Here is a 13,690-nt window from a genome sequence, read left to right as displayed (position 1 = left end):
TGGGTCTAACTCTCCATTAATACTGGATTGGCCGACACATCTGCTGCGACCAATAAATCTGGATTGGCCACCTGATACATGACGTAATCATGGTAGCCCGTCGTCACTTTGTAATAGCCGCCAAGCTCGCTATCTAATTTAGGGTCGCCACTATCCACAATTAGTGGTCGTCCATCAAGTGCTTTTAGCTTAGTTTTTGTGGCGAGGATAATAATATTGTCTTTTCCGATGCGCCGAATGAGCTCAGGCGACAACTGTTGATTGCCGCGCCCTAAGATATGGCCTTGGCCGCCAATTAAAGTAATCACCAACTTAGTCGGCTTATCTTGGGTCAGTTCAAGTAATTCATTCGCGGTTAAGTCACTGCCAACAAGGTTTTTATCTTGAATGAGATCAACACCGAGCAGGGTATTGTCCAGAGCTAACTCTTCCATCACAAAGGCAACCGTACTGCCAGAGCCCATGATATACAGCTCATCTTCCATTTGATTGATCACATCGGCGGCGATATCGGCCAGCACGAGTTCATCGACTTCCTTGCCGCCCATCTTCACCGCTTGCACATAACGCGGCTCGGCGGGCACTAAAAGCTCACCAAAGCGTTTGGCGCGCACTGTGCCTTGGCGAAAAGCCACTTCGTCGATATCCATCACATCGGCGGACATCAAACTAACGAGTTCGCCATCGAGCAACATTTTGACCACCATGCCAGAGGCATGGGGCGTAATACCGTAAACGCCGGAATGAATTTTCACGCCAGCGGGCACACCAAGCACGGGTAATTTGTCATCGATAGTGGCTTGTTCAAATACGGAGTAAACATCGCGAGCAGTGCCGTCACCACCGGCAAAGAGCAGTAAATCCAGTGGTTCATCCAGCAGCGCGCGCACAACGGCCTGCGTATCCAGTGCCTGTGTTTTATCTGGGGTTTGATACACCACTCGCGTGGTAAAACCGAGTGTTTTAGCGGCGTCTTCACCCATGATGCCCGAAGCGGTAATGACTTCGATGTCATCGGCATAATCACGGATAACCTCAAGGGCCTGCATCATACGCAAAGCGGCTTTGGGTTCAGCGCCTAAGGCGAGCGCCTCTTGCGCAACGCCATCACTGCCCTTAAGGCCAACACTGCCACCTAAGCCAGCCAATGGATTGACAACTAACCCTAAACGAAACCGAATCAACCTTTACCTCACTTAACACAATTTTTTGATTTTTTTATACTTTTATCTTAATGGATATGACTAGGCCGTATGGGCTGCAACACTCGGTTTATCCGTAGGAATAAAGAATACCGCCAGCATAGCGGCAAAGGCGCATCCTGCTGCAAATACCCAAGACCAAACCGCCCCGCTTCCATCGCCCCAAATATAGCCACAAATCCAAGTGCCGAGCGCGCCGCCAACACCAAAACTTAAGCTGGCATACAGGGCTTGACCTTGGCTTCTGTGACTCGCATCGAAATGTTTATGCACAAATTGAATCGATGCCGCGTGGGTTAAGCCAAAGGTAAAGGCATGTAATAATTGACTAACACCTAGCCACAACACGCTATCTACCCCAAAGGCGACCAACAACCAACGCAAGCAAGTCATGCCGATACTGACAATGAGTAGAGTATTAACGCCATAGCGGCCGAGTAAACGCGGCGCGAACATAAACATCACAATCTCGGCCATAGCGCCAAGGGCGACAAATATCCCCGCCGAGGATTCGGAGTAACCCGCTTGCTTTAAATATAAGACGAAGAAGCCGTAGAAAGGCCCTGCGCTCATTTGCAGCAACATGGCCGAGACTAAGAACCAAATAATCGCCCGATTCCATTGCAATGGCAGCCGCACTTGGCTGGTGTCGCGCACTAAACGATTTGCTGGTAATGGCAACGCACAGGCTAACATGCCGATAAATAATGAGAAACCGATATAAGGCAGCACCTCAGTGCCCCACTGACCAATGGCAAAGCCCGCACCGACAACAAGACAAATATAACCGACACTGCCCCAACTGCGAATTTGACCGTAGCGGCTGGCATTCTCGCCTAAGGTTTCTAAGGTGATCACTTCAAGCTGGGCAAGGATCGCGTTCCAAAAGAAGGTATAGAGGGCCAGACTCAGCGCCATATACACAAAACCGCCATGGTAGAAGAAACTCAAATACGCCAGCGCGGCGGCTCCCGCCCCCATTTTTATCAGCTCGGCACGCATCCCGGTTCGGTCAGCCACTTTGGCCCACACATTCGGGGCAACGATACGCGTCGCCATCAGGATGGCGAGTAAAAAGCCAATTTCTTGAGGATTAAAACCGCGATTTTCGAAGAAGACCCCAAGATATGGGACCATAGTACCGAGAATAGAAAAGAAGAAAAAATAGCAGGCACAAAGCCAGCGTAATTGCCGGCTTGTGCTAGAAGAAGTTGACATTAACGCATTCCATTTATCTCATGCCACTCATTGTATCGTTATCGCATAGCAGCTATTTCATGCGCCTATCTTATATCCCTATCTCATTCCGAGAACGGGCGTGTGACTACGCACATCCTGATTTTGCGCTCTGTGTCTTAATAAGTGATCCATCAACACAATGGCAAGCATAGCTTCGGCAATCGGTACCGCGCGGATCCCAACACAGGGATCGTGACGACCTTTAGTGACAACTTCGGCCATTTCACCCTGCGCCGTCATACTTTGACCCGGCACGCTGATGCTGGAGGTGGGTTTTAACGCAATATGGGCAATAATCGGCTGACCCGACGAAATCCCACCGAGCACACCGCCCGCATGGTTAGATTCAAAGCCTTGCGGCGACATTAAGTCACGCCCTTCGGAGCCCTTTTGCGTCACGACACCAAAACCATCACCAATCTCAACACCTTTGACGGCATTAATACCCATCAGCGCGTGGGCGATATCGGCATCGAGTCTATCAAATACTGGCTCACCTAAACCCACTGGCACACCTGTCGCGATAACGGAGATTTTCGCGCCAATCGAGTCACCGGATTTTTTCAGCTCACGCATGTATTCATCAAGCGCTTCCAGCTTGCTAGCATCGGGGAAGAAAAAGGCATTTTGCTCGATTTGGTCAAGATCAATGGTCTGCGCACAAATAGGACCCAGCTGCGACATATAGCCGTAGATCTCGATACCGTGAACTTGCTTTAAATACTTTTTAGCCACAGCACCCGCCGCAACCCGCATCGCAGTTTCACGGGCTGAAGAGCGGCCACCACCGCGGTAGTCACGCATACCGTACTTTTGCTGGTAGGTATAATCGGCGTGCCCAGGGCGAAATAAATCTTTGATATTAGAGTAATCTTGACTGCGTTGATCGGTATTTTCAATCAAGAGTCCAATCGAGGTACCCGTGGTTTTACCTTCGAAAACGCCGGATAAAATCCGCACTTCATCGGGCTCACGACGGGCCGTGGTATATCGGGATGTCCCAGGACGACGGCGGTCAAGATCGTGCTGCATATCGGCTTCGGTTAATTCAAGCCCGGGTGGGCAACCATCAATTATGCAACCGAGCGCAACACCGTGACTCTCACCAAACGTCGTCACTACAAAATTTTGACCAATACTGTTTCCAGACATCCGCTTTGTACACCTTAGGTTATTTTTTCATCGCTCCGTGTCCAGCGACCACTGGACCATTTATTTTCCCGCTGCAAGCCTAACTGGCAGCGAGAAAAGTCTCAACCTAATTTGCTACTTTAGGTTATTGTGCGTCGCGATAAATGCCGAACACTGACTGATTTTCGACCAGTTGATCGCGGGTCAATACGAATACGCCATCGCCGCCATTTTCAAAGTTAATCCAAGTGAATGGCACTTCTGGGAATTGCTCAATCAAATGCACCATAGAATTACCCACTTCGACCACGAGTAAACCCGTTGGTGTGAGGTATTGCGCGGCATTGGCCAGTATGCGTTTGGTTAAATCTAAGCCGTCGTGACCTGAGGCTAAACCAATGGCGGGCTCATGGTGATATTCATCTGGCATATCGCCAATGTCTTCGGCATCCACATAAGGTGGGTTTGAGACAATCAAATCATACTGAGGGCCTTCTGGGATGGCCGAAAACAGATCCGATTGCATCGGGAATACTCGGTCCATCACACCTAAGGTTTCGATATTGATTTGCGCCACATCTAAAGCATCTTCGCTGATGTCCAGCGCGTCAACTTCGGCGTCTTCAAACTCAAAGGCACAGGCAATCGCGATACAAGCGCTGCCAGTACATAAATCTAAAATACGTGTGACTGGCTTGTTATATAACCATGGGCTAAAACGATTGGCGATCATTTCAGCAATCGGTGAACGTGGCACTAACACGCGCTCATCGACGTAAAATTCCAATCCAGCAAAACGTGCTTTGTTGGTCAGGTAAGGCACAGGTAGGCGCTCTCTGACACGGCGAATAATCAACTCGACAATTTTATGCTTTTCACTGCTGGTCAAGTTGCTTAAAATCACTTGCTGGCCGATTTCTTCGGGTAAGTGTAAAGCATGGAAAACTAAGGCGATGGCTTCATCCCACGCATTATCAGTACCATGACCATAATACACATTAGCATCGTTAAAACGGCTCACGGCCCAACGTAACATATCGCCAATAGTGCGTAATTCTGTCACAGCTTCATCTACAAAGATCTTATCCAAAACGTGCTCCCGCTAGTTTGTTCGCGAACATTGTAACTGAACTCTATTCAGAAACCATAGGATTCAATAGAATACCCGCCATGAATAAAGACGACGACAAAGAAGGCTTGGCGATGTTCTCAGCGCTTATCGATGGTATTAAACCCATCACGCAAAATAAGCGACACTTTCGCACGCCCTTAAAAACCAAACAGGAAATAGAACTGAAAGAGCAGCAACTGCATGCTAACAGTTATTTCTCAGATACTTATCAGCCGCTACTGCCAGTACAAGGGCCGATGCGTTGGTTGGCGGAAGGGGTTGATAGCATAGAACTCAAACGCCTGCGACGTGGAGATTACCAGCCAGATTTACTGCTGGATTTACACGGCTATCGCCAATCGGAAGCCAAACTTGAGTTAGCGGCACTGATCCAAGCCTGCGTCAAACAACAAAGCCTGTGCTGCTGCATTATGCACGGCTACGGCAGTGGCATATTGAAACAACAAGTTCCCATGTGGTTAGTGCAGCATCCTATGGTGAAGGCTTTCCATCAAGCGCCTAAAGAATGGGGTGGCGATGCGGCATTATTAGTGCTGATTGATATTGGAGAGCAGCCGCATAGACGTTAACTCGCTATCGGCTTCAGAGATTAACGTTTCAGATTTGGCAATTTAGAGATTTAGCAAAACAAACGGCCCACATAATGTGGGCCGTTTGTTCTGTAAATGGGATATAAATCTAAGCTAGCTAATGCTGTGTGGCGCATGCTGCCATACGATTGAAGCTTGCTCGGCATGTTTATCAATGAGCGTAATGCCCGAGGTGGCAAATAACGGCGGTTCAACACCTGCCACTAACTCACTGACCAAATAGCCCAATAACGGCATGTGAGCAATCACTAGCACTTTATCCGCCTTGTATAACTCAGCGTAGGCTACAACTAACGCGGCTACATTGGCGGGATCGCCTGAGGGAACAAGATCATCAGCGACTAACCACTTACGCGGTTCCGGAAAATGCTGACTCAACTCCTGCCAAGTTTGCTGTGCACGTAAGTAAGGACTCACCAAAACAAGATCGAAATCAGTCACACTGCGAGCCAACCAGTTGCTCATCAACACAGTATGGTGCCTTCCAACATCGGTCAGTGTTCTGTCTCTATCAGACTGAGCATTAAATCCGGCGTCACCATGTCTCATCAAAAATAGCTGCATACTTCTCTCGCGACTCAAACTTGTTTTTGTTTTATCCCAATTGTAGCCCTAAAATTCATTTCAACAAACCATGTAAGGCTTAATCTTTAGTCGATAAACACAAGAGATATTTGCTAAAAACCATTAAGACTATCAATATATAACAAGCTATCGTTATCGGAGTGTCTCTTTGCAAGCCTCTCAGTCTATTTATAAAAGTCCAAACGATCACCGCAAGTATCGTTATCTTGTGTTAGATAACGCGCTTAGGGTGTTATTGGTTGAAGATCAAGATGCCAGCCAAGCGGCCGCATCTATGGCTGTAGGCGTGGGTCATTTTGATGATCCAGCAGATAGACCCGGCATGGCGCACTTTTTAGAGCATATGCTCTTTCTTGGTACCGAAAAATTTCCCGACTCAGGCGAGTACCACGCCTTTATCAACCAACATGGCGGCAGCAATAACGCTTGGACGGGCACTGAACACACTAACTTCTTTTTCACCATCAATGAAGACGTATTTGCCGACTCCTTAGACAGATTCAGCCAATTTTTTATCGCCCCTAAATTTGATTTAGATTTAGTCGACAGAGAGCGCCAAGCCATTGAATCTGAATTTAGTTTAAAACTGAAAGACGATATCCGCCGTACCTATCAAGTGCTCAAAGAGACAGTTAATCCACTGCATCCTTTCTCAAAATTTTCAGTCGGTAACTTAGTGACCTTAGGCGGAGAGCAAGCACAGGTACGTAGCGAATTACTCGATTTCTATCAAAGCCACTACAGCGCCAACTTAATGACCTTGTGCTTAGTCGCGCCGCTTTCCCTCGACGAATTAGAAGATTTAGCCTGCCATTATTTTAGCGGGATCCAAAACTTGAACTTAGTGAAAAACTATCCTCAAGTGCCGCTGTTTTCAGAAAATGAGCTGTTAACCCAAATTGATATCGTGCCGCTTAAGGAGCAAAAACGCTTAAGCATCAGCTTTAATTTCCCTGGCATTGACCACTACTACAAACGTAAGCCTTTGACTTATATCAGCCATATTTTAGGCAATGAGAGCCATGGCAGCCTTTTGTCCTATCTTAAAGAGCAGGGACTGGTGAATAACTTGTCCGCGGGCGGCGGCGTAAATGGTTATAACTTCAAAGATTACAGTATCGGTTTACAATTAACCGATAAGGGACTGGCGAATCTTGATGAGATTATCAGCTGCTGTTTTGAGTATATTGAGCTCATCAAAACCCAGGGTTTAGATGAATGGCGTTATTTAGAGCGCGCAAACTTACTCAAAATGGCGTTTCGCTACCAAGAGCAAGTTAAATCACTCGATTTGGCCAGCCACCTCAGCATCAATATGCATCATTATGAAGTCGAAGATTTGGTCTTTGGTGACTATCGAATGGATGGGCTGGATATTCCAGAAACCATATCCCTACTCGAGCTAATGACGCCCCACAATATGCGTCTGCAGCTTATCGCGCAATCGGTTAAAACGGATCGTAAAGCCAACTGGTATCACACGCCCTATAAAGTGCGCCCTATTGCACCTCAGTCCCTCGTTCGTTGGCAAGTGAGCAGTATTCGCCCAGAATTACAATTACCTGCAGCAAACCCATTTATCGTCGCCGACTCCATTCCTCGACCAGATAAGAGCGATGTCGAGGTACCAGTGATCGTTGCAGAATCGACGGGATACCGTATTTGGCACAAGAAAGACGATGAGTTTAATGTGCCCAAGGGCCACATGTATTTGTCGCTGGACTCAGAACAGGCGAGTAAAACACCTAAACATGCCGCCCTCACCCGCCTGTATGTTGAAATGCTGCTCGATTATCTGACTGAACCAACCTATCAGGCCGAAGTTGCGGGCTTAAGCTACAATATTTATCCGCATCAAGGCGGCATTACCCTGCATTTATCGGGCTTTACCGGTAATCAAGAAACCCTGTTGGCCTTGTTAATCCACAAAGCCAGAGAGCGTAATTTTACTGAAGAACGTTTTGCCCTAATTAAATCTCAACTACTGCGCAGTTGGCAGAATCTAGCGCAGGCTAAACCTATTTCACAATTGTTTACTAGCCTCACTGTCACGCTACAAAAAAGCAGTTATGAGCCTGCCCGCATGGCTCAAATGCTCGAAGACATAAGCCTTGAAGATTTGCATAACCATGTACGCGCCTTTTACGAGAAGATCTATCTTGAAGGATTAGTTTATGGGGATTGGTTAGTCTCTGAAGCGCAAGCTCTCGGTAAACGCTTAGAGCACATTTTATCCTTGGTTTCGACGCCAAGCGCAGAGTCCACCAGAGAATTAGTCAATTTAACGGGTCAAGGCACCTTACTTAGAGAACTTGCAATAGATCATCAAGATAGCGCGATCATTGTGTATTACCAATCCGCAGTAGCAACGCCAGAAAAAATGGCACTGTTTAGCTTACTAAATCATACTATGTCGTCCACCTTCTTCCATGAACTGCGAACTGAAAAACAGTTAGGCTACATGGTTGGCACAGGTTATCTGCCGCTCAATCGCCATCCAGGACTCATTTTTTATATCCAGTCACCTACGACTGGACCACTGCATTTATTAGAGGCGATAGATGAGTTTATTGCCGACTTTAATTACGCCGTGATGCAAATCACCAACGAAGAATGGGAAAGCACTAAGGTCGGTCTTATTAGTCAGATCATGGAGCACGATGCGAACCTCAAAACTCGCAGCCAACGATATTGGGTCAGTGTCGGCAACAGAGATTATCAATTTAACCAAAGGGAGCTCGTTGTAGACGAAATCACTAAGCTCACCCGCACTGATTTACTCAAATTCATGATGCGTAAAATGCGCACCAAACACAGTGACCGCTTAGTCTTATTTAGCACGGGTGAACAGCACAGAACCCAAGCGGCGTTGCTGTCAGAAAAGATGATCACAGATCTCAAAACGTTTAAGCAAACGGCAGAGAAGTTTAATTTCTAAACAAAAACACTTTTACACACACATTTGTTCACAAAGTTGGACAAACAAACAAAACCGCTACAAATTGGCCCAACTATAGTTGTATCTATCACGGTTGGGCGTAATACTAATGTAAAACATGGCTAGTCCATGTTCTACCCCTCCTACTGCGGACAATTTTGCTGCATCTACATGCTGTTAAAAGGATTTTTAGCCGCCTCCGCTTTGACAAAGCCCTCACTTTCTGGAAAAGTGATGTAACACAATTGTTTCATGGCATCCTCGGATAATAAGAACAAACACTATGCCTAAAGCACTCTTTAAAATCGTCTTGCTCGCTTTCTTTGGCTTGCATGCATTCGAAGACGTAAACGCATCTCCCTTTTCTGATAAATCTCCAATTATTCTCCAATCACAATCTTTTGGTGTCCCGCAAGGACTTTCCCAAAGCACAGTTACGTCTATAGTCCAGGACCATGATGGTTATCTATGGATTGGAACATTTAATGGACTTAATCGATTTGATGGGAAAAACTTTAAGCATTTTTATGCTAATGATGCCAGAACAGGCCTTCCCAGTTCTTTTATCAGAAGTTTACTCATTGATGAACAAGGCGTGTTATATGTTGGAACCGATAGTGGTCTAGTCGTATATGATAAACTGCAAGAATCATTTTCTCATTATGGCCTATCGGTAAATGACTCCCCAGTCTGGAGCCTCAACTCAAGTGATAAGAGTTTAATTGTTGGAACCAACAAAGCAATTATTGATATAAGTAACAAAGAGCAAACTTATGAACTTTCAAAGAAAGGCCTAAGTGAAATTAAAAAAACGATAAAAGTAGGCGACGATTATTATATAAGAGACTATGCAGGTACATTATTTGAACTAAGCGGGAGTGAGTTAAAAGAGATAGCTCGAAAAACAATAGATTTTGAGCAAAAGAATGACACGACAATGCTAATATCATTCAGTGATGGATTATATGAATACGAAGGCAATGAAATAATAAAAATAGATCCACGAGCATTCTCTCAACTCACAAAATATAAAAATACGATTTATGGCTTCACTAACGAAAACATTGTTAATATTTCTAAAAATGCCATTGTAGGACTTCTATCTTCAGATCGCACTGATAAAATATCTTCATTTCTTGCAACAGAAGATATGTTTATATTAGGCAGCATTGATCAAGGCGTTATTATTATAAGAAACGTTAATAACCTAGTACAGCAAACTAATTTAGTAAAAGATAATGCCTGGCATCTTACAAAGAACCCTCAGGGATTTCTCGTCTCATCCGAATCCGAAAAAATAGATCTTTTTGACAACAACTTTAGTTTAATAGAAAGTTTCGACACACAAAGTCAAGGATATAAATATGCAATATTGAATGATGACGGGCTCTATTTCGGGACTAATAATGGATTATTTTTGAAGACAATAGATACTGTAAAATTGATTAGTAAAAAATCAATCTCGTCCTTATCTAGCAATGAAGATAACTCGTTAATTGCTGCAGGAACATCTGATGGAAAAGTATTGATTATCAGTAAAGGAGAAATAATCAGTAGTGTTGACACTAAAAAAAACGAGCCAATTTTTGATATTGAATTAGAGTCGACAGATATTATTTATGTTGCAGGTCAGGGGGGGCTTAAAGAATATAAAAATGGATTATTAAAAAACTTAAGTGAAGAAATAACATACAGCATAGTAAAAAGCGATAATGGAATTTATTTTGGAACATCTACATCGTTAATGTTCTACAATGCAAAAAACAATAGTATTTCTGAAGTATTTTCTAATAAAAAAGAAATTTACTCCATCGTTGACAGTAATGATTTTTTAACTGCGGCATCACTGAGTGAAGTTATTATATATGAAAAGAAAAACAAGAAGTCATACACCTTAAAGACATCAAATGGAAGTCAGTATGAATATAACTCGCCGAGTGGAATAGAGGTTAATGGTTATATTTTACTTGCTGGTATAAATGGAGTTAGCTTAGTATCTCCAGTTAATACAGTGAACTATATTAATAATAGCAAGATAAACAGAACTGAAATATCAGAATTTTTAGTATTTAATATAATACAAGAAAAAGAAAGTAACTTCTTTGACAAAGAAAATCAAAATAAAAATGAAATAACCTTAAAATATTCAGATTACCCATTTTCATTTAATTTTATATCACCTATGTCAGACGACTCCTCTACCAACTACCACTACAGAATGTATGGCCTTTCCGATACATGGATATCAGCAAATGGAACAAACTCTGCTACATATACAAACCTATCGCCAGGTAAATATAATTTTCAAGTATATGCCGTTAACTCCCTTTCTGGTGAAAAAGCAGCAACAAAAGAGCTTACTGTCATAATAACACCTCCTTGGTGGTCATCATTTCAAGCAAAATCGATATATGTAGTAATTACAATATTCATTTCATTTGTGATAGTAAAAGCCATTTTACGTCGTAGGGAGACGCAAAGACAAATTGTCCTCAGTGAAGAAAGATTAAAACTTTCCTTATGGGGAAGTGGTGATGAAATGTGGGACTGGGATATAGAAACTGGCAACATTTTCCGCTCAAATATCTGGGGAGCACTTGAATTTCCGCGTGATGGACATCGCTCGGGTAAATCGGATGAAGAGAGTAATATACATCCAATGGATCAAGAACGTGTTCGAGAAGCGCTCAATAAGCATTTTTATGGTGAAACAGATCATTTCGAAGCAGCATACCGAGTTAAAGGTAAAGACGAAAATTGGGTATGGATCTTAGACCGCGCCAAAATTGTAGAGCGGGATGACAAAGATAATGCCCTGCGTATGACAGGTACGATTAAAAATATTAGTCAATTTAAACAAAAAGAAGAGCAACTAAAACTCTTTGAAAAAGCCATTGAAAATATTTCTGAAGGCATGTTTATCCTAGACAGTGAATACCGTTTTGTCGAAGTTAATGAAGCTTGCTGTAAGATTTCATTACGTAACCGAACTGATTTTATTGGCAACGTACTCACATTTGATTTATATCCTGAAACCTTCTCCACCCAAATCAGGACCATGTTGAAGCAACAAGGTCGCTGGGCAAATGAAGTCGAAGCCGCAAGAGGAGATAAAAGTCACTTCCACATGGAGCTCACTATAGATGCTATCTATGATGAGTTAGGCGAATTGTCACACTATGTCGGGGTTTTTTCGGATATTTCGAGACGGAAACAGCAAGAAGAAGAGCTTAGAAAACTAACCAATAATGATCTCTTAACCGGACTCCCAAATCGCTCCAACTTACAAGTGACCTTAAGTAACCTAGTGAATCGAGAAATAGCCCATGCGTTAATGGTACTTGATCTTGATAATTTTAAACGTATAAATGATTCCTTGGGTCACCAGATTGGAGATACATTATTAAAGCTCGTTGCTGCTCGCATTAAGTCATTACTTCCCAAAAACACCAGTATTTACCGTCTAGGCGGAGATGAATTCGCCATTGTATTAGATAAAGGCTCAGATATAAGCGCCAGCGCTGCGATTGCTAACCGTATTATCGAAGGGTTAAAACCCGCTTTTGAAGTGAGTAATGAACAACTAGTCCTAGGATTAAGTATTGGTATAGTACTATTTCCAGAAGATGAGCAAAGTGAGCAAGCATTACTGAGGAAAGCTGACATTGCTATGTACCATGCAAAGTCAGCAGGAGGTAATTGCTATCAGTTTTATTCAGAGTCATTAAATCAACATGCGATTAGGCAATTAGAAATAGAGAATCTCATACGTGAAGGCTTAAAAGATGATCTATTTGAAGTTTATTATCAGCCTAAGGTTGATCTCAAGCGCGGTAAAATTGCAGGCATGGAGGCTTTAGTCAGATTAAATCATCCAGTACATGGCTTGATACCCCCAAATGATTTTATTCCACTTGCTGAAGAAAACGGTTTAATTGTTGAAATTGGTGAAATCGTCTTACGCAAAGCCTGTTTCGCAGCGCAGAAATGGCGTGAACAAGGAATATTCAGCGGCAGAGTCGCCGTCAATTTATCGTCACGTCAATTTGCACTCCCCGATATCCAACAACGAATAGAGTCAATTTTAAGACTCACCAAACTCCCCGCTTGTCACCTTGAATTAGAAATAACTGAAGGTACTGTCATTAAGCAGCCGGAAACGGCGATTATTGTCATGCAGCAACTGGCTAAAATGGGCGTTAGTTTGGCACTCGATGATTTCGGCACTGGGTACTCGTCCCTTTCATACTTAAAACGTTTCCCGATTCATACTTTAAAAATTGATAAAGCTTTTGTTGACGATATTGATAAGTCTGATCGCGATCTCAAAATGGTCGATTCTATTATCACTATCGCCCATAACATGGGGCTTTCTGTTGTGGGAGAAGGGGTAGAACAAGCAGCACAATTGAATATTTTACGAGCACTCAACTGTGAAGAAATTCAAGGCTATATTTTTAGTAAGGCCATAAAAGAGACCGAATTTACCCTGTTACTCCAAGAAGACATGATAAAGCCAAACACAAAAAGCAACATTACCTAATCATTTAACTCTCAACTTGATTGCGATTTACAACATTGGCACAACAAGTGCAACAGCACTATCAGTGTCAATAATAAATCAATATCAACTACCCTGAGAGAGAATTAGAATGATTAAAGGAATCCTAGTAACAGTTACTTTATTATCTTCAATTGGTTTTGTAGCAAATTCTGCAGCACTTGAAGCGACTACCAATTCTGGACAAACTTCGCTTGAAACTACAGGGCATCCTGCGGTCAAATTCAAATCACTCGAAGTTGCTGGTCATCCTGCAGTGAAATTCAAATCACTTGAAGTTGCTGGTCATCCTGCAGTGAAGTTCAAATCACT

The 13,690-nt window shown here is 43.4% G+C and carries 8 protein-coding genes and 1 pseudogene; 4 read left to right on the top strand and 5 right to left on the bottom strand.

Annotation, left to right across the window (positions count from 1 at the left end):
• Positions 1-5: 5 nt before the first annotated feature.
• The 4 genes from Q4Q54_RS12645 to prmB form a co-directional block, all read right to left on the bottom strand.
• On the bottom strand, positions 6-1,184 hold the full coding sequence (locus Q4Q54_RS12645) for an ATP-NAD kinase family protein (protein ID WP_311988612.1): 1,179 nt from the start codon (positions 1,182-1,184) through the stop codon (positions 6-8).
• Positions 1,185-1,244: 60 nt separating this feature from the next.
• Entirely contained in the window at positions 1,245-2,420 is a 1,176-nt protein-coding gene (locus tag Q4Q54_RS12640) for an MFS transporter (RefSeq protein WP_311988611.1), read from the bottom strand.
• A 78-nt stretch (positions 2,421-2,498) separates the two neighbouring features.
• Positions 2,499-3,593, bottom strand: coding sequence for a chorismate synthase (gene aroC, locus Q4Q54_RS12635; protein ID WP_028761043.1), 1,095 nt, complete (start codon positions 3,591-3,593; stop codon positions 2,499-2,501).
• A gap of 124 nt (positions 3,594-3,717) precedes the next feature.
• Positions 3,718-4,662, bottom strand: a complete 945-nt coding sequence (gene prmB, locus Q4Q54_RS12630) for a 50S ribosomal protein L3 N(5)-glutamine methyltransferase (RefSeq protein ID WP_311988610.1) — start codon at positions 4,660-4,662, stop codon at positions 3,718-3,720.
• Between the two features lie 80 nt (positions 4,663-4,742).
• Here prmB and smrB point away from each other — a divergent pair, with 80 nt between their 5' ends.
• The gene (gene smrB / locus Q4Q54_RS12625) at positions 4,743-5,273 is read left to right on the top strand and encodes an endonuclease SmrB (protein WP_261272875.1); all 531 of its coding nucleotides are present in this window, start codon (positions 4,743-4,745) and stop codon (positions 5,271-5,273) included.
• A gap of 114 nt (positions 5,274-5,387) precedes the next feature.
• Here smrB and sixA read toward each other — a convergent pair whose 3' ends face one another.
• A complete protein-coding gene (sixA, locus tag Q4Q54_RS12620; protein ID WP_006082236.1) occupies positions 5,388-5,858 on the bottom strand; it encodes a phosphohistidine phosphatase SixA in 471 nt (156 codons plus the stop codon).
• Positions 5,859-6,027: 169 nt separating this feature from the next.
• Here sixA and Q4Q54_RS12615 point away from each other — a divergent pair, with 169 nt between their 5' ends.
• The 3 genes and pseudogenes from Q4Q54_RS12615 to Q4Q54_RS12605 form a co-directional block, all read left to right on the top strand.
• On the top strand, positions 6,028-8,817 hold the full coding sequence (locus tag Q4Q54_RS12615; RefSeq protein ID WP_311988609.1) for an insulinase family protein: 2,790 nt from the start codon (positions 6,028-6,030) through the stop codon (positions 8,815-8,817).
• Between the two features lie 283 nt (positions 8,818-9,100).
• Positions 9,101-13,360, top strand: coding sequence for an EAL domain-containing protein (locus tag Q4Q54_RS12610; RefSeq protein ID WP_311988608.1), 4,260 nt, complete (start codon positions 9,101-9,103; stop codon positions 13,358-13,360).
• Positions 13,361-13,469: 109 nt separating this feature from the next.
• Positions 13,470-13,690 (top strand): annotated as a pseudogene (locus Q4Q54_RS12605) (hypothetical protein); the annotation flags it as partial.

This window comes from Shewanella sp. SP2S2-4 (assembly GCF_031932025.1).
In the GTDB taxonomy this organism is placed as follows: Bacteria; Pseudomonadota; Gammaproteobacteria; order Enterobacterales; family Shewanellaceae; genus Shewanella; species Shewanella baltica.
This window is presented reverse-complemented; position numbering and strand designations above follow the sequence as displayed.

Coding starts and splice junctions, on each gene's coding strand:
- aroC (WP_028761043.1), bottom strand. CDS start 3,593: ATGTCTGGAAACAGTATTGGTCAAAATTTTGTAGTGACGACGTTTGGT.
- smrB (WP_261272875.1), top strand. CDS start 4,743: ATGAATAAAGACGACGACAAAGAAGGCTTGGCGATGTTCTCAGCGCTT.
- Q4Q54_RS12610 (WP_311988608.1), top strand. CDS start 9,101: ATGCCTAAAGCACTCTTTAAAATCGTCTTGCTCGCTTTCTTTGGCTTG.
- sixA (WP_006082236.1), bottom strand. CDS start 5,858: ATGCAGCTATTTTTGATGAGACATGGTGACGCCGGATTTAATGCTCAG.
- Q4Q54_RS12640 (WP_311988611.1), bottom strand. CDS start 2,420: ATGTCAACTTCTTCTAGCACAAGCCGGCAATTACGCTGGCTTTGTGCC.